This is a genomic window from Rhodococcus sp. 15-649-2-2 (assembly GCF_002258645.1).
GTDB lineage: Bacteria > Actinomycetota > Actinomycetes > Mycobacteriales > Mycobacteriaceae > Rhodococcoides.
Genome location: NZ_NPFM01000017.1, coordinates 227,026 through 244,360 on the forward strand (window position 1 = coordinate 227,026; position 17,335 = coordinate 244,360).

General features: G+C 65.7%; 15 protein-coding genes. 9 read left to right on the forward strand and 6 right to left on the reverse strand.

Annotated features, from left to right (window positions below; translation table 11 throughout):
* Nucleotides 1–55 precede the first annotated feature (55 nt).
* Genes CH305_RS10410 through CH305_RS10430 form a run of 5 tightly spaced genes read left to right on the forward strand, consistent with a single transcriptional unit; the run spans nucleotide 56 to nucleotide 4,741 of the window.
* Complete coding sequence (locus CH305_RS10410) at nucleotides 56–1,483, forward strand: FAD-dependent oxidoreductase (RefSeq protein ID WP_094703607.1); 1,428 nt, start codon at nucleotides 56–58, stop codon at nucleotides 1,481–1,483.
* On the forward strand, nucleotides 1,465–1,944 hold the full coding sequence (locus CH305_RS10415) for an SRPBCC family protein (RefSeq protein ID WP_094703608.1): 480 nt from the start codon (nucleotides 1,465–1,467) through the stop codon (nucleotides 1,942–1,944). Before CH305_RS10410 ends, CH305_RS10415 begins: the two co-directional genes overlap by 19 nt.
* On the forward strand, nucleotides 1,941–2,876 hold the full coding sequence (locus tag CH305_RS10420) for a carbohydrate kinase family protein (RefSeq protein ID WP_032405103.1): 936 nt from the start codon (nucleotides 1,941–1,943) through the stop codon (nucleotides 2,874–2,876). The genes CH305_RS10415 and CH305_RS10420 overlap by 4 nt, the downstream gene beginning before the upstream one ends.
* Entirely contained in the window at nucleotides 2,876–3,538 is a 663-nt protein-coding gene (locus tag CH305_RS10425; RefSeq protein ID WP_032405104.1) for a class II aldolase/adducin family protein, read from the forward strand. Before CH305_RS10420 ends, CH305_RS10425 begins: the two co-directional genes overlap by 1 nt.
* Nucleotides 3,539–3,541: 3 nt before the next feature.
* The gene (locus CH305_RS10430) at nucleotides 3,542–4,741 is read left to right on the forward strand and encodes an MFS transporter (protein ID WP_094703609.1); all 1,200 of its coding nucleotides are present in this window, start codon (nucleotides 3,542–3,544) and stop codon (nucleotides 4,739–4,741) included.
* A 55-nt stretch (nucleotides 4,742–4,796) separates the two neighbouring features.
* Here CH305_RS10430 and CH305_RS10435 read toward each other — a convergent pair whose 3' ends face one another.
* From CH305_RS10435 to CH305_RS10460, 6 genes are all read right to left on the reverse strand, one after another.
* The gene (locus CH305_RS10435; protein ID WP_094703610.1) at nucleotides 4,797–6,344 is read right to left on the reverse strand and encodes a long-chain fatty acid--CoA ligase; all 1,548 of its coding nucleotides are present in this window, start codon (nucleotides 6,342–6,344) and stop codon (nucleotides 4,797–4,799) included.
* A gap of 132 nt (nucleotides 6,345–6,476) precedes the next feature.
* Nucleotides 6,477–7,106, reverse strand: coding sequence for a TetR/AcrR family transcriptional regulator (locus CH305_RS10440; protein ID WP_306436918.1), 630 nt, complete (start codon nucleotides 7,104–7,106; stop codon nucleotides 6,477–6,479).
* 28 nt (nucleotides 7,107–7,134) lie between these two features.
* The gene (locus CH305_RS10445) at nucleotides 7,135–9,309 is read right to left on the reverse strand and encodes a 3-hydroxyacyl-CoA dehydrogenase NAD-binding domain-containing protein (RefSeq protein ID WP_094703642.1); all 2,175 of its coding nucleotides are present in this window, start codon (nucleotides 9,307–9,309) and stop codon (nucleotides 7,135–7,137) included.
* Nucleotides 9,310–9,344: 35 nt separating this feature from the next.
* Nucleotides 9,345–10,553: an acetyl-CoA C-acetyltransferase gene (locus tag CH305_RS10450; protein WP_094703612.1), complete on the reverse strand. Its 1,209-nt coding sequence runs from the start codon at nucleotides 10,551–10,553 to the stop codon at nucleotides 9,345–9,347.
* A gap of 13 nt (nucleotides 10,554–10,566) precedes the next feature.
* Complete coding sequence (locus CH305_RS10455; protein WP_094703613.1) at nucleotides 10,567–11,727, reverse strand: acyl-CoA dehydrogenase family protein; 1,161 nt, start codon at nucleotides 11,725–11,727, stop codon at nucleotides 10,567–10,569.
* Between the two features lie 178 nt (nucleotides 11,728–11,905).
* Nucleotides 11,906–12,604, reverse strand: coding sequence for a FadR/GntR family transcriptional regulator (locus CH305_RS10460; protein ID WP_032405110.1), 699 nt, complete (start codon nucleotides 12,602–12,604; stop codon nucleotides 11,906–11,908).
* Between the two features lie 194 nt (nucleotides 12,605–12,798).
* Between CH305_RS10460 and CH305_RS10465 the strand changes: the two genes are divergently transcribed.
* From CH305_RS10465 to CH305_RS10480, 4 genes are all read left to right on the forward strand, one after another.
* Nucleotides 12,799–14,169, forward strand: a complete 1,371-nt coding sequence (locus tag CH305_RS10465) for an SLC13 family permease (RefSeq protein WP_094703614.1) — start codon at nucleotides 12,799–12,801, stop codon at nucleotides 14,167–14,169.
* 218 nt (nucleotides 14,170–14,387) lie between these two features.
* Nucleotides 14,388–15,587 carry a CaiB/BaiF CoA-transferase family protein gene (locus CH305_RS10470; protein ID WP_094703615.1) on the forward strand — a complete coding sequence of 400 codons (1,200 nt, stop codon included), beginning with the start codon at nucleotides 14,388–14,390 and terminating at the stop codon, nucleotides 15,585–15,587.
* The gene (locus CH305_RS10475) at nucleotides 15,584–17,089 is read left to right on the forward strand and encodes a carboxyl transferase domain-containing protein (protein WP_094620417.1); all 1,506 of its coding nucleotides are present in this window, start codon (nucleotides 15,584–15,586) and stop codon (nucleotides 17,087–17,089) included. Before CH305_RS10470 ends, CH305_RS10475 begins: the two co-directional genes overlap by 4 nt.
* Before the next feature lie 42 nt (nucleotides 17,090–17,131).
* Nucleotides 17,132–17,335, forward strand: a 204-nt coding sequence (locus CH305_RS10480; RefSeq protein ID WP_306436919.1) for a citrate/2-methylcitrate synthase, incomplete at its 3' end; no start/stop codon positions are given.

Here is a 17,335-nt window from a genome sequence, read left to right on the forward strand (position 1 = left end):
GCCAATATTGGGCTACTGTCGCCGCTACATCGAACAGCCCTGAAAGGGGGAACCCATGACCGAAAGTTCGGAAGCCTCGCGTGTGGACGTAGTGGTCGTCGGTGCAGGGCTCGCGGGTCTGACTGCCGCCAGGGAGCTGTCAGCAGCGGGCCTGACCGTCCAGGTTCTCGAAGCCCGAGATCGGGTCGGCGGGAGGACGGTCAACCACACGATCGGCAGAGACGCTGTGGTCGAGACCGGTGGGCAGTTCGTCGGTCCGACGCAGGATCACATCCTTCGCCTTGCCGCCTCGGTCGGCGTCGCCACGTTTCCTGCCCACGACATCGGATCGAGCGTCTACGTCAAGAACGGACGCGCCCGACGCTTCGCCGGTGGTGTCCCACCCGACCCCCTCTCGCTACCCGACGTCGGGATACTCGTTGCACGAATGGATCGAGCCGCCAGGCAGATTCCCGTGGACAGACCGTGGGATGCACCCCGTGCGCACGAGTGGGACACCCAAACTCTGGCCACCTGGGCTCGTCGCCACGCGGCCACCGACGGTGGAGTGGAGCTACTCGACATCCTGCTCGGCTCGGTGTTCGGCGGCACGGCCGCCGACGTGTCCGCGCTCTTCGGCTTGGCGTACGTGGCCGGGGCGGGTAACGAGTACACCCCCGGCACGGTGGACCGATTGATGAGTGTGGCTGGGGGAGCGCAACAATGGCGCTTCGTCGGTGGCTCCCACGCGATCTCGATCGCACTGGCCGAGCAACTCGGTGACGCCGTCCGGCTCGACAGCCCGGTGCGCCGGGTGGAGCAGTATCCGGATCGCGTGGTGGTACGGACCGATACCGAATCGTGGATCGCCGGATCGGTCGTCGTCGCGATTCCTCCGGTTCTGGCATCCAGAATCGACTGGAGTCCAACACTTCCCGCAGCCCAGGAGGCGCTGTTCCAGCGGATGAACTTCGGCGGCCTGGCCAAGTGCGAGGCCGTGTACCCCGAACCGTTCTGGCGCGCGAGTGGGCTCTCCGGTCAAGCCCTCTTTCGCGACAGCACTATTCCGGTGTCCTCGATGTTCGACAACTCGCCGCCCGACGGAAGTCAGGGAGTACTGATGGGATTCGTGGGCACCTGGGGTGCACGCCACCGGGGCGGCCGGAACTGGTCGGACGGTAACGACGCCGAACGACGCGGTGAGGTTCTTCGCGCATTCGCCTCCGCGGTGGGGCCGCGCGCCCTGGAACCGACCGAATGGATCGAGCTGGACTGGACTCGCGAGCAATGGACCCGCGGCGGGCCCACCGCGGTGCTGGCCCCCGGAGTGCTGACCGAGCTCGGCCGGTGGCGAGACACCGTGTTCGGACGAGTGCATTGGGCAGGCGCCGAACACTCCGACTACTGGAACGGATACATGGACGGCGCCGTGCGGTCGGGTGAACACGCAGCAGCAGAAATACTGTCGACCGAAGGAGAACTCTCGTGGAACAACGCTTCGTAGTTTCGGCCCATCGCACACTTTCGGTGAGCCCGGAAGAGGTGTGGGCACTGACCAGTGACACCAGTCGTTATGCGGAGTGGGTCACCGACGTCCGGTCGGTCACCACCCATCACGGCACTGCACGCACGGGCGGTGTCTACACCGAGGAGGTGGCAGCGCTCGGCCGTTTCACCACTCACGCCACCTGGACCGTCCGGCAGCTGGAGGCGAATCGACTGCGAGTGGATTCGGGGCAGGGCTTTGCGCCGCTCACCAACGTGGCGAACGTATTTCGCTTCGCGCCGCTCAGTGGCGGTACCTCTACGGCGATGACCTTCGAATTCTGGTTCGACGTCTCCCCGAGCTGGGCGGGACGCCTGGTGCGGCCTGTCGCCACTGCCGGGATGTCTGCGCGATTCGACGTTTCCATGTGCACTCTGGAGGCCATCCTCCTCTCCGAGCGAGCGGATTCGATCCGATGAGAGTACCGCCGGAGGTGCTCACCTTGGGTGTGCACATCCTCGACACTCTGGTGCGGCCGGTGACCGAGATTCCGGACGGGCAGCAGGCCGTACTGGCCGAGCAGATCGCGATGTCGGCCGCGGGAACCGCCGCGGGAACGGCGTTGGTGCTGTCCCGGCTGGGTGCCGCGGTCCACACCGCGGGAGTCGTCGGAAGTGATTCGGCCGGCACGTTTCTACTCCAACTCCTCGCCGACGACGGAGTGGACGTCTCCCTGGTCCATCGTCTGGACGGGGTGCAGACCTCGGCGTCGGTGTTGCCGATCAGGCCGGACGGATCCCGGCCGGCTCTGCACGTGATCGGAGCCAACGGCTATCTGGCTCAGCATGTTCCGTGGAACATGTTTCACAACGTCGACTTCCTGCATCTCGGCGGACCCGAGTTCTTCGGACCGGACACCGCGCGCGACATCGCTCGCCGCGCTCACGAGGACGGTGTCGTCGTCACCGTCGACAGTCTGGCACCGTCCGTTCCCGAGGGCCTCGGTGCTTTCGCGCCCGCACTCCCGTACGTCGACTACCTGCTGCCGAACGACGAGCAGGTCCTCGGCTGGACCGGCTGTGCGACCCTCGAGGAGGGGTGTCGCCGACTGCTCGAACTCGGTGCGTCCTGCGTCGTCGCCACTGCCGGGGCGTCGCCCACACTCGTCGTGACGGCCGACGACGCTGTCGAAGTTTCCACGTACGCCGTGGACGTGGTGGATACCAGTGGATGCGGAGATGCGTTCTCGGCAGGGTTCGTTCGTGGCCTGTCGCTGAGCATGAGCGTCGTCGAGTCAGCGGAGTTGGGGAACGCGACCGCCGCGCACGTCGCGCAGGGTCTCGGTACCGACTTCGGGACCTACGACCTCGAGGTCGTTCGGAAGTTCGCCCGCACCTGCAGGACCATCTGATGCCGGCCGACGTGGACGAACTCCGAGAGTCCGTCGCCGAGGCCGCCCGGAAACTGGGCCGACGGGGCCTGGTCCTCGGAACTGCAGGCAACGTGAGCGCCCGTGTCGGCGACGTGGTGGCGGTGACGGCGACCGGTCTCGTATTGGCCGACGCCACGATCGAGGACGTCACGCTCGTCGGGATGGATGGCGTCGTGAGTGCGGGTGCACACGAGCCGACATCGGAACTGGGCTTGCACCTGGGCATCTACGAGGCGAGCGACGCGCGCGCGGTGGTCCACACGCATTCTTCTGCGGCAGTGGCACTTTCGCTCGTCACCGACGAACTGCCGCCGGTGCACTACGCGCAGCTCGCTCTCGGCGGTACCGTCCCGGTTGTGCCGTTCGCGCCGTTCGGCACCGGCGAGCTCGCACGTTCGGTGGTGGCGGCGATCGCGTCGAAATCGGCGGTGATCATGGCCCACCACGGTTCGGTGGCCAGCGGTCACGACCTCGCTTCGGCGCTGTCGAACACAGAACTGCTCGAATGGCTGTGCGGGATATACCTATCGGCTGCGTCGGTGGCGCGCCCACGTGCTCTCACCGACGCACAACTGGCGGCAACCTTGGACGAGGTGGTGCGCCGTGCATACGGAACCGCGGCACCCGTGCGAAGAGACTGACCGATGACCACCCGGGTGCGCCCGCTCTGGATTGCCGTGTTCTCCGTGGCGTGGCTGGGCTATTGGATGGCCGATCTGGTTCCACTGCAGCTGCTTCTGCCCGAGCGGTTGCAACAGATCGATCCGCAATCGAAGGTGTTCGACTTCGCCGTGATCAACGCGGTCTCTGCCGTGGTGCTCCTGATCGGTCTACCCGTGTGCGGATCGCTGTGCGATCGCACTCGCAGCAGGTTGGGGCGACGGCGCGTCTGGTTCGGCGGCGGCGTCCTGTTCTTCGCCTGTGCGTTGGTGGTCACCGGGCTGCAAAGTACCGTTCTCGGAATCGGGACGGCGTGGTCGGTGGCGATGCTCGGATCGAGTGCTGCAACAGCAGGGTTGACGGCCGTGGTGGCCGACCGCGTGCCGGACGAGCAGCGCGGAACGGTGTCGAGTGCGATCTATGCGCCGCAGGCGCTGGGCGTGGTGGCGGGCCTGGCATTGGTGTCCACACTCGCACTGTCGGTACTGGGCGGGTACCTCGCCGTGGCGATCGCCCTGGTGATCTGCGCGGTGCCGTTTCTGCTGTCGTATCGCGAAACCGATTCACCGACAGCGCTGTTGAGCCTGCGCAGCATCGTGGCATCACTGCTCGATTCGTTGCGTCACCGCGACTTCGCGTGGGCCTTCGGGGGTCGAATCCTGGTCAACGTGGCCAACTCGCTCGGGACCTGCTACTTGCTGTTCTTCCTCACCGACGGCCTTCGAGTGACCGATCCGACGGGATCGCTGCTCGAGGTCACCGTCGTCTACCTGATCGCCTGTGTGGTGTGTACCTTCACCTTCGGTCCGTTGTCGGACCGGATGCGTCGCCGCAAGATCTTCGTGGCGGTCGCGGCATCGATGCAAGCCGTCGCCGGCTTCGTCCTGGCGGTACATCCCACGATGGACGCCACGTTCGTCTCGGCCGCGTTGCTGGGCGGCGGATTCGGCGCGTACATGGCCGTTGATCAGGCGCTGGTGACCGGGGTCCTTCCGTCCGCCGAGAGTCGGGCGACCGATCTGGGCGTGATGAACATCGGGGCGATCGTTCCACCTGCCATGGCTCCGCTGCTCGCGAGTGTGTTTCTCTCCACCGTCGGTGGATACCCGGCGCTGTTCGCGGCGGTGGGGGTGCTGGCCGCACTCGGGGCAGCGGTGACATGGCAGGTGAAATCGGTGCGCTGATCGCTCGGCGGCGGTGGTGCAGCCCTGACACTCGGTCTATCGGCGACCCGAGTGGTTACAGGGACGCTCCGAGAGCGTCTTTCGCCACGTGCGCGTCCCGCAGTTCGCGCTTGAGGATCTTGCCCGCTCCGCTCATGGGCAGTGCGGTGACGAACTCGATGGTGCGCGGGGTCTTGTAACCGGCAACGTAGCTGCGGGTGTGATCGCGGAGTTCGTCGACCGTCGGCGACGTGCCCTCGGCCAGCACGACACAGGCGTGGACGCGCTCGCCCCAGTCGCCGTCGGGAACACCGATCACGGCGCAGGCCAGCACCGAGGGGTGCAGGCTCAGTGCGCTTTCCACCTCGGCGCTGTAGACGTTCTCGCCGCCGGTGATGATCATGTCCTTGAGTCGATCGACCACGAACAGGAATCCGTCGGCGTCGAGGTAGCCGACATCGCCGGTGTGCATCCACCCGTCGCGAACGGCCGCTGCCGTCTCCTCCGGCTTGTTCCAATAGCCGAGCATCACGTGTCCACCGCGAACGCAGATCTCGCCGACCGAGCCGGTGGGCAACTGCTCGTCGTCGGGGCCCAGAATCCGGATCTCCGAGTGTGGGGCCGCGCGACCGGCCGAGCCGATGCGTTCTCCCACATGGTGTTCCGGCCAGAGCAGCGACGCGACCGGTGCCAGCTCGGTCATGCCGTAGGCCTGAGTGAGGCGGGCCTGCGGGAGCCGAGCGAGGGTGCGCTCGAGGACGCCGGCGGAGATGGGGGATCCTCCGTACAGCACGCGGCTGAGCGAGGAGGTGTCGAACTCGCTCAACGTGGGGTGGTCGACGAGGAGCTGAATCATTGTCGGTACGAGCAGCACATCGGTGATCGAGTGCTTCGCGATCGCGCCGAGGACGGCGGTCGGCTCGAAGAACGGAACCATGACGTGGGTGCCGCCGAGCATCACCTGACCCACCCATGCGGCCAGATCGGCGAGGTGGAACATCGGTGCGGCATGGAGCAGGATCGATGCGTCGTCGAGCAGCTGTCCGGTCGCCACCGTTCCCAGGCCCGAGGTGACGAGGTTCGCATGCGAGAGCATGACGCCCTTGGGGAAGCCGGTGGTGCCACCGGTGTAGAAGAGGCCGGCAAGGGCGTCGCCGCTGCGTCGCGCGTCGGGAACGGGATCGTGGGATGCGACGAGGTCCTCGTACGAGACCATGCCCTCGGGGGTGGCACCGTCCCCGCAGTAGACGATGGTCTGCAGGCCGGCGCATGCGGGGCGCAGTGCCGGGACCATGGCACCGAAGGTGTCGTCGACCAGCAGGACCTTGGTGTCGGAGTCGTTGAGCGCGTACGCGACCTCCACAGGCGACCACCGGATGTTGACGGGGTTGAGCACGGCGTCTGCCCACGGCACCGCGAGCAGGTATTCGGAGTATCGGTCACTGTTGAACGCCAGCATCGCAACTCGATCGCCGGACTCCACGCCGATGGCCTGCAGGCCTGCCGCCAAACGCGCCACGCGGTCGATCTGTTCGGTGAAAGTCCGAGTGCGGTCGCCGAACACCGTCGCGGCCCGGTTCGGAGTTGTCGCCGCAGAGCGATGCAGGCCTTGGGTGAGATACATATCGAGTCCCTTGTGCGAGAGGGGGCGAGGGTGCCCGGGTGAATACCGTCACAGTTCCACCTTGTTGGCACGGTGTCAATAGTGAACACATGGCTCGGCGGGTGTCGACAGTCCGCGAAAATGGTTGTCTGGCTAACGTTCCCGGGATTCGTCCATGGCGTCGACGGTACCGAGAACGGTCACGAGTACATCGGTCAGCAGGGTCTCGACCTGCTCCCGGTTCAGCGTGCCGCGCACGAGCCATTCACGGCCCGCAGCCTTCACCATGCCGCCGAACGCCCGCACCGCGGAGGTCGCGATTCGGCGGTCGCCGCCTCTGCCTTCGAATGCCGTTGCGTCCAAGACTCGTTCGGCCGCAAGATCGTCGGCCTCGTCCAGAATCTGTGCCACCTGCTCGTCGACGCCCGATCCACTGGCCATCGACACCCACGCCGTACCGTGCGTTTCGATCACGCCGACCAGCCAGTGGACGCTGCCGCGGGCTCGTTCCTCGAGCGAACCCGTGGGCAGGTGTACGTCCTCGATGGGCGGAACGGTGACCAGAAAGCGAACGCACTCGAGGTACACATCGCGTTTGCTGCCGATGTAGTGGTGGATGAGCCCGCGGGCCACCCCGGCCGAGGCGGCGACGTCCGACATCGACACCTCGGCATAGGGCTTGTCTCCGAACAAGCGAACAGCGCTGGCCAGGATCTGCGTGCGTCGCTCGTCCGGTTCCAAACGATTCCACTTGGGTGCGCTCGAGGCCGGCATGGTTCTCATGATCGCACCGAACCGATGCCGCGACGCGTCAGAGGTACCGCTCGGTGCGTGCGCGCAGCGACCTCGGCACGACGAACCGATCGCCGTACCGTGCCCGCAGTTCGTCGGCCCTCCGCGTGAATCCGGGGAGACCGCCGTCGAACTGATTGACGAACTGCAGCACACCTCCGGTCCAGGCCGGGTAGCCGATGCCGAGAATGGAACCGATGTTCGCATCGGCGACCGTACGCAGGACACCCTCGTCGAGGCACGCGATCGAATCGAGAGATTGCGCGACGAGCATACGATCCATCATGTCCTCGAACGAGATTCCGTGATCGGGTCGGTGGTAGTGCTCCACCAGGCCTGGCCACAGTCCGAGCTCGGTGCCGTCCTCGGAGTACTCGTAGAACCCACGTCCCGCCTTGCGGCCCGGACGATCGAACTCGTCGATCAGGCGATCGACCAGCGGGTAGGACTTCGAGACGATCCACCCTCGTCCGTCGACGCGGGCGGCCTCGGCCATGCCCTCTCGGATGTGGCGCGACAGAGTCAACGAAATCTCGTCCATCAGTGCGAGCGCGCCGGACGGGTAGCCGGCCTGCAGCGCAGCCTGTTCGACGGTGGCCGGGTGTACACCCTCGGCGACCAACGAGATCGCCTCGTCCATGAATCTGCCGATGACCCGAGTGGTGAAGAAACCGTGACTGTCGCCGACAACGATCGGCGTCTTACCGATGAGCCGTACGAAGTCGAACGCGCGAGCCAGAGCGGAGTCACTGGTGTGTTCGCCCACCACGATTTCCACCAAGGGCATCTTGTCCACCGGGGAGAAGAAGTGCGTGCCGATGAAGTCGGAGGTACGCGAGACTCCCTGGGACAGTTGGGTGATCGGAAGCGTCGAGGTGTTCGAGCACAGTAGTGCGTCGGCGGTGAGGTACTTGTCCACATCTTCGAAGGCCTGCTGCTTGACGGCGGGATCCTCGAAGACGGCCTCGACGACGAGATCGCACCCCTCGGCGTCGGCCGCGTCGGAGGTGGTCGTGATGAGCGCGAGCACCGCATCGGCGTCGGCCTGGGTCGTGCGTCCCTTCGTGACGGCCTGGCCGAGAATCGCACGCGCGTAATCCTTTCCGCGCTCGGCGGATTCGATCGAGATATCGCGCAGCACTACGGGAACCTTCGCCGAGGCGACAACGTAGGCGATGGCGGCACCCATCATTCCGGCCCCGATCACCAGCACCTTCTCGGGTACCCGGTGTGGTTCGGCGCTGGGACGAGAGCCTCCCTTGCTGATGGATCCCAGATCGAAGAACATCGATTGGATCAGGTTGCCCGAGACGGCTCCGCAGGCGAGTGAGGTGCAGTGCCGGGTTTCCACCAGCGACGCCGACTCGAAGTCGAGAACCGAACCTTCCACGGCCGCAGCAACCACCGCGATCGGAGCGGGCATGGGTGCACCCTTGACCTGCTTGCGTACCGTTGCCGCGAAGGCAGGCAGCTGCGCAGCCAGCGCGGGTGAGGCCGCGGTGCCGCCGGGAATCTTGAATCCCTTCTTGTCCCAGGGCTGCAGCGCTTCGGGATTGGCGACGATCCAGGCACGTGCGTTCGCCATCATTTCCTCGTGGGTGTCGACGACCTCGTCGACGAGTCCGAGTTCGAGGGCCTGCGCCGGCCGATACCGCTGGCCCTGGCCCACAACCTGAGTCAGAGCCTTGACGATGCCGAACATCCTGACCGTTCGGGTGACGCCGCCGGTGCCGGGCAGTAGACCGAGCGTCGCCTCGGGTAGGCCGAATCGAGAATTGTTTCGGCTCAGTGCGATTCGGTGATGACAGGCCAGTGCGATCTCGAAGCCGCCGCCGAGCGCGGTGCCGCCGAGTGCTGCCACGGCCGGTTTGCCCAGCCGCTCGAGGCGACGAAGCTTGTCCTTGGTGAAATCGAGGGCGTCGGCGATCGCCGCATGATCGGACGGACCGGCGTCGCGCAGCAGCTCGAGGTCGCCACCGGAGAAGAACGAATCCTTCCCCGAGGTGACGATGATGCCGTCGTACGCATCGAGGTTGGCCTCGAGCCAGTCGACGGCCTGTCCGAGCGACTCGCCGAACGCGGTGTTCATCGTATTGGTGGCCTGTGTCGGATCGTCGATCGTCAGTACGAGTACGCGGTCGGTGCCGATCTCGCCGGTGATCGTGGGAGTCCGCAGGTCGCATGCAGTGTTCATCGAGGTCCTCGGGTTGTTGTTCTCTCGCAGGGTGATCACAGGCGCTCGATGATGGTGGCGACGCCCATTCCTGCACCGATGCACAGCGTGATCAGTGCGTAGCGTTCGCCGCGGCGCTCGAGTTCGTCGAGGGCCATTCCGGTGAGCATGGCTCCGGTTGCGCCCAACGGGTGGCCCATCGCGATCGCGCCACCGTTGACGTTGATGCGGTCGTGGTCGATGTTCAGCTTCTTCGCGTAATTGAGCACCACCGAGGCGAATGCCTCGTTGACCTCGAACACCGCGATGTCGTCGAGGGTGAGTCCCGCAGCGGCCAGCACCTTGTGGGTGGCCGGAACCGGACCCGTGAGCATGAGCGTCGGATCCGATCCCGCGACAACCCCGGCCACGACGCGTCCGCGCGGGGTCAATCCGCCTGCGCGACCGGCTTCTTCGGAGCCGATCAGAACCATCGCGGTGCCGTCGACGATGCCGGAGGAGTTGCCGGCATGGTGGACGTGGTCGATGCGCTCGACCTCGGTGTACTTCTGCATCGCGACGGCGTCGAACCCGGCGAGCGTGCCCATCCGGTCGAACGACGGTTTCAGCGCGGCGAGATCGGCCGTGGTCGTCTCCGGTCGCATGATCTCGTCGTGATCGAGCATCAGCCGGCCGTTGGCGTCGAACACCGGGATGACGGACTTCTCGAAGTGGCCCATCGACCACGCGTGCGCCGCACGCTGCTGACTGCGCACGGCATAGGCGTCGACCTCGTCGCGGTCGAACCCCTCGATCGTCGCGATGAGGTCTGCACTTACTCCCTGCGGAACGAAGTAGCTGCCGTAGTTGGTCAGTGGGTCGCACGGCCATGCGCCGCCGTCCGCCCCGAGCGGCACACGAGACATCGATTCGACGCCACCGGCGACGATGAGCCGATCCCATCCGGACCGAACACGTTGCGCCGCAGTGTTGACGGCTTCGAGTCCGGATCCGCAGAAGCGGTTGAGCTGAACGCCGGCGACACTGTCCGGCAGCCCGGCAACCATCGCGACGGTTCGGGCGATGTCACAGCCTTGATCGCCCACCGGGGTGACGACACCGAGCACGACGTCGTCGATCAGGGCCGGATCGAGCTGGGAGTGTCGAGAGAGCAACGTGGACAACGTGTTCGCGGCCAGGTCGACCGGTTTGACGGTGTGCAGTGAGCCGGAGCTCTTGCCGCGGCCACGAGGGCTGCGCACTGCGTCGTAGAGGAACGCCTCCATGGTGGTGGCCTTTCTAGAGCGAGCGGGAAATGAGGTCTTTCATGACTTCGTTGGCACCGGCGTAGATGCGGGCGATGCGGCCGTCGACGAACATGCGGGCGATGGGGTATTCCTCCATGTAGCCGTAGCCGCCGAAGAGCTGCAGGCAGCGGTCCACCACCTCGAACTGCCGGTCGGTGGTCCAGTACTTGACCATTGCAGCTGTCGTGACGTCGAGTGTTCCGGAGATATGTTGCGCCACAGCATCATCGACGAAGGTTCGCACGACGCGTCCGATCGTGGCGCATTCGGCGAGCTCGAACTTGGTGTTCTGCAGGTCGAACAGCGTCTTGCCGAACGCGTTGCGCGACTTGGTGTACTCGATGGTCTGTGTGACGGCTGCGTCGATCATCGCTGCGGCGGCGATGCCGCAGATCAGGCGCTCCTGGGGGAGTTGCTGCATCAGCTGGGCGAACCCGCGACCTTCGGCGTCGCCGAGGATGTTGGCGGCGGGGATGCGGAGGCCGTCGAAAGACAGTTCGGCGGTGTCCTGGCCCTTCTGGCCGATCTTGTGCAGCACTCGTCCCCGGTGGAATCCCTCGGTGTCGTCGGACACCTCGGCGACGAGCAGGGTCAGTCCCCGGGCTCCCGCGGACGGGTCGGTCTTGGCAGCGATGATGATCAGATCGCAATGGGCTCCATTGGAGATGAACGTCTTTGCGCCGGTGACGACGTAGTCGTCGCCGTCACGAACCGCTCGGGTGGTGATGCCCTGCAGATCCGAGCCGGTGCCGGGTTCGGTCATCGCGATGGCACCGATCCACTCGCCAGAGCACAGCTTCGGCAGCCAGCGCTGCTTCTTCTCCTCGGACGCGTAGGCCAGGATGTAGTGCGGAACGATGCCGCTGTGCACGCCCAACTGCATGGCCGTGTCGCCCGCTCGGACCTGCTCCTCGAACAGCACCGCCTCGTGACGGAAGTCGCCGCCACCGCCGCCGTACTGCTCGGGCACCGACATGCCGAGCAGCCCGAGGTTTCCCGCTGTGCGGTAGACGTCGCGACTGGGACGTCCGGCTGCCGCGAATTCCTCGCGGTGCGGCGCTACCTCTTTTTCGAAGAATCCTCTGGCGAGCTGGCGCACATCGGCGAGCTCGGTAGCGAGGTCGTCGCTGGTGCGGTCTGCGAGTGCAGTCATGGCAAGTCCTTGGCTCGAAGCGCCGACTTATTGGCGCTGTGCCAATAATGATGGCGCGACGCTGCCCTGGATGTCAACCAACGATGCTCCCCACCCTGCCGAACTCGACGTTATGGACGGATTCGGGTCGGAATTCATCCACAACGTCGAGTTCGGCGGGGGACCGCTTCCGGAGTGTCTAGCTGTCGCCTGCTCGCAGTAGCGCGACATCCGAGACGAGCCGAATATGGTCTGCCATTGCGCGCCCGGCCTCGGCCGGGTCCTGTTGTCGCACAGCCTCGGCGATGCGCCGATGGCCTTCGAGGGAAGCCTGCGGACGGTCGGACTGCGACAGGGATTCGATTCGAGTCTCGCGAATCAACTCGGCAATTTCCCCCATGAGGCGGGCGAGTAGCGGGGAGTGCGCCGCTGCGGTGATCGCGTGGTGGAACAGCTCGTCCCCCGAGTCGCCGCGGTCGCCATCGGTGATCTCCGACGCCATCACGGACAGGGCGTGGTCGATCGCCGCCATTTCGCTCTCGCTGCGACGGGATGCGGCAAGCTCGGCGAGCTTGACCTCGAGTGCCTCGCGGGCTTCGATCACCTCGGGGAGTCGGTCGGCATGTTCGCGGAGGGCGCGAATTGCCATGTCTCCCACTGGCCGACGCACCAGCACGGCACCGTCGCCGTGGCGGACCGACAGGATCCCCTGCACCTCGAGCGCGACGAGCGCCTGACTCAGCGAGGCTCGACTGACGCCGAGGTGGCCGGCAAGTTCGCGCTCGGGCGGGAGGCGATCGCCAGGGTTCATGTCGCGATCGGCGATGTGCTTGCACAGCTGTTCGACGATGACCTCGTACAGCCGTGGTCGGGTCACGGGGCGAATTTGCTCAGCCACTGTGTCACTCGCTCTCTGTTCCTCTGGACCTCCACCCTAGCCGTCATAAGGTACGTAACGGCCGACACATCCGGGCTTGACAAGTGATCCACTTCACTGGTTGAGTCCCTATTGACTCAGTGGCCAGTCCAATTAGCCACTGACGATCTCGGGCAACCGCTCGAGTGCTACCAGAGACGGACCGGAGACCTTCGATGTCGACCGAGTTGATACCCATCCTTGCGCTCGTCGTCATGTTCCTCGCTGCAACCGTGTTCCCCGTGAACATGGGTGCGTTGGGGTTCGTGGCGGCGTTCTTCGTCGGAACTATTGCCGTGGGCATGGGTGCCGACGACATCATCGCCGGCTTCCCGAGCAGCCTGTTCCTCACGCTCGTCGGCATCACGTACCTCTTCGCCATTGCGCAGAACAACGGCACGGTCGACCTCCTGGTCCGCGGTGCCGTTCGACTCGTCGGCGGCCGAGTGGCCCTCATCCCCTGGGTGATGTTCGGCATCACCGGCGTCCTGACGTCGATCGGAGCGCTCGGGCCCGCTGCTGTGGCCATCGTGGCCCCCATCGCCCTCGGTTTCGCCGCGCGCTACAAGATCAATGCCCTGCTCATGGGCATGATGGTCATCCACGGTGCGCAGGCGGGCGGTTTCTCGCCCATCAGCATCTACGGCGTGACCGTCAACAACATCGCCGCCAAGGCGGGACTGGTCAACAGTCCGCTCACACTCTTCCTCGGCAGCATGCTCTTCAATGCCGCAATCGGGGCTGCGCTCTTCATGTTCCTCGGCGGACGATCGCTCATCGGCCGCAGCGTGCACGACGAGGACGGCACCCGCCCCGACGGCGACACCGGCGGCGTCGGCGGCGGAGGTTCGCGGACGGTCATGCGCGGGTTCGGGTCGTCGACTCCCAAGCCGTCCGGTCAGACGGTCACCGTCGAGAACGCACCGCCGCTGGCCACCGCGGTCGAGGCGATCACCTTCGATCAGATCCTCACGCTCATCGGCCTGGCATCGCTTGCGATCTTCTCGCTCGTACTCGATCTCGATGTCGGCTTCATCTCGATGACGGTCGCTGTGATCCTCGCTCTGGCGTCGCCCAAGGCCCAGAAGGGCGCGATCAACCAGATCAGCTGGTCGACGGTGCTGCTCATCGGCGGCGTGCTCACGTTCGTCGGGGTGCTGCAGGAAGCCGGAACCGTCGAATACGTCGGCGACGCAGTGGCCGGAATCGGCATTCCACTGCTCGTGGCACTGCTGCTCTGCTACATCGGTGCCATCGTCTCGGCGTTCGCCTCGTCCACTGCGATCCTCGGCGTCACCATCCCGCTGGCCGTTCCGTTCCTGCTGGCCGGTGAAGTGGGGGCCATCGGAGTCATCGTTGCCCTGTCCATCGCCTCGACCATCGTCGACGTCAGCCCGTTCTCCACGAACGGAGCGCTGGTGCTCGCCAACGCCCAGGACATCGATCGCGACGTGTTCTACAAGCAGATTCTCAAATACAGCGCGCTGGTCGTGATCATCGGTCCACTGATCGCCTGGGGCATCCTGGTCGTCCCCGGCTGGATGTAGCCGTTCGGCACGTTCTCGGGCCTGGCAGTACTCGAACGATGGCGGCACGTGTACTCGGCGTGCCGCCATCACGTGTCTGAGCTGGGCAAACACTCGTAAATCGTTACTTGACTTCTTCGGGAATCGCTGGTCCAATGGAATTGGATAGGCCACTGGCCCAATAATCCAATCCTCTCGGATTCAGCCCCCACCTCGCTTCGACGCAAAGGATCACTTCGATGCCCCTCAACACGACAGGCAGAACCGGACCGCTCGAAGGAACCGTGGTGGTCGATCTGACCCGCGCTCTGGCCGGCCCGCACGCGGCGATGATGCTCGGCGACCTCGGTGCCGACATCATCAAGGTCGAGACACCGAAGGGCGGCGACGACACCCGAGTCTGGGGTCCCCCCTTCGTCACTCCGCGTGACGCCGAGCGCGAGTCGACGTACTTCCTCTCGGCCAACCGCAACAAGCGGTCCATCGCCCTCGACCTGAAGACCGACGATGGCCGAGAAGCGTTGGAGCACATGATCGAACGAGCTGACGTCCTGCTCGAGAACTTTCGCACCGGCGTTCTCGATCGGCTCGGCTTCTCACCCGAGCGGATCGCCGAGATCAACCCGCGCACAGTGGTGCTGTCGATCAGTGGGTTCGGCCACGACGGCCCCGAGGGCGGCCGATCCGGATACGACCAGATCGCGCAGGGTGAGGCGGGGCTGATGTCGTTCACCGGCTCGAGCCCGGACGACGTCCAGCGGGTCGGCGTTCCCATCGCAGATCTCCTGGCCGGAATGTACGGAGCCTTCGGAGTTCTCGCGGCTCTGCGCGAGCGGGACCGCACCGGCCGCGGCAAGGTGGTTCGCACCTCGTTGCTCGCCAGCGTCGTCGGAGTGCACGCCTTCCAGGGCACCAAGTGGACGGTCGCCGGCGAGATCGGCAAGGCTCAGGGCAACCACCATCCGTCGATCTGCCCGTACGGCCTGTTTCCGACCTCCGATGGTGCCGTGCAGATCTCGGTGGGCAGCGAGGGGCTGTGGCACCGGTTCTGCGAGGGCTTCGGTATCGACCCCGACCTCGAAGGCATGGCCACCAACCCGCAGCGGGTCGACAGTCGCGACGACGTCATCGAGCTCGTCTCCAAGATTTTCCGCACCTACGAGACCGAGCCGCTGCTGACTCTCCTCGACGAGATCGGTGTTCCCGCAGGCAAAGTGCGGAACATCCAGGAAGTGTACGAGTGGGAGCAGACCAAATCTCAAGGTCTGCTGGTCGACGTCGAGCACGCGACGCTCGGCAAGGTCACTCTTCCCGGGCCGCCGCTGCGCTTCTTCGAGTCCGACGGCAAGGAGGTCACCGAAACCAACCACCTGGCACCGCCGGTACTCGGTGCCGACGACCAACTCGTCCGCGACTGGCTGAAAGAGGCGACACGATGACCAGAATGACCGCCCTCGAACTGCTCGATCTGGTGATCGATGCCGACAGTTTCGATTCCTGGGACACCCCGACCGCCGATTACGTCGTCGACGACGAGTACGCGAGCGAACTCGCCGCGGCCCGCGAGAAGACCGGATTGGACGAGTCCGTACTCACCGGCTCCGCCACCATCCGCGGCCGCAAGGTGGCCATTCTGCTCGGGGAGTTCGCCTTCCTGGCCGGCTCGATCGGTGTTGCGGCGGGCGAGCGGCTGGTCAACGCGGTGCACCGGTCGACCGACGAGCGCCTACCGCTGCTGGCGCTGCCGACCTCCGGCGGAACCCGCATGCAGGAGGGCACCGTCGCGTTCCTGCAAATGGTCAAGATCACCGCGGCGATCACCGCGCACAAGGCGGCGAACCTGCCGTACATCGTGTACCTGCGGCACCCCACCACCGGTGGCGTCTTCGCATCCTGGGGTTCGCTCGGGCACGTCACCGTCGCCGAGCCCGGTGCCCTCGTCGGTTTCCTCGGGCCCCGCGTGTACGAGGCGCTGTACGACGCGAAGTTCCCCACCGGTGTGCAGACGTCGGAGAATCTTCAGGCGCACGGACTCATCGACGCCATCCGACCACCCGAGCAGCTCGGCGAGATCGTCGATCGGGCGTTGCGGATCATGACCGACATCCCGTCGTACCGCCCGCGCAGCGTCGAAGCGCTGGAGTGGAAGATCGAGGACGTGCCCGCGTGGACGTCGATCCTGGCTTCCCGCCGAAGCGACCGCCCCGGTGTACGCGAATTGCTGTTCAGCACCGCGGCAGATGTGTTGCCGCTCAACGGCACCGGTCAGGGTGAGTCGGACCCGGGTCTGATTCTCGCGCTCGTCCGGTTCGGCGACATGCCGTGTGTTCTCCTCGGTCAGGACCGACGGGGTCAGACGACCAAGACTCCGCTCGGTCCCGCGGCGCTCCGCGAGGCTCGACGCGGAATGCGTCTGGCGCAGGATCTGAAGCTGCCGCTCGTCACCGTCATCGATACCGCTGGTGCCGCGCTGTCGAAGGAGGCCGAGGAGGGTGGCCTGGCGGGAGAGATCGCCCGCTGCATCGCCGATATGGTCGACCTCGAAACGCCCACGCTGTCATTGCTTTTGGGTCAGGGAACCGGCGGAGGCGCACTCGCGCTGGTGCCGGCGGACCGTGTTCTGGCAGCCCAGCACGCGTGGCTGTCACCACTGCCGCCCGAGGGCGCGTCGGCCATCGTGCATCGGGACACTGCGCATGCGGCCGAGATGGCCACCAAGCAGGGAGTCCGTTCGCTCGATCTCTTCCGGGCCGGCGTCGTCGACATCATCATTCCCGAATTGCCCGACGCGGCAGACGAATCGCAGCAGTTCTGTGACCGGGTGGGTGCCGTCCTGCACCGTGAGCTCGCCGACCTGATCGCTCAGGATCCGTCGATGCGTATGATCGCCCGCGAAAAGCGCTTCAATCGAATCGGTTTCGCGGCTACTGCCTCAGCCTGACAACCCGCCCGGACCGACCACCCTCCACGAAACGAGACAACCATGACCGCCACGATCGCGGAGTCGAACTCGACAGTTCCCGAGGATTTCGTCTCCGGTCTCGAAGGTGTCGTCGCGTTCACCTCCGACATCGCCGAACCCGACAAGGACGGCGGCGCACTGCGCTACCGCGGCGTCGACATCGAAGAACTCGTCGCACAGAACGTCACCTTCGGCGACGTCTGGGCCCTGCTCGTCGACGGCGCA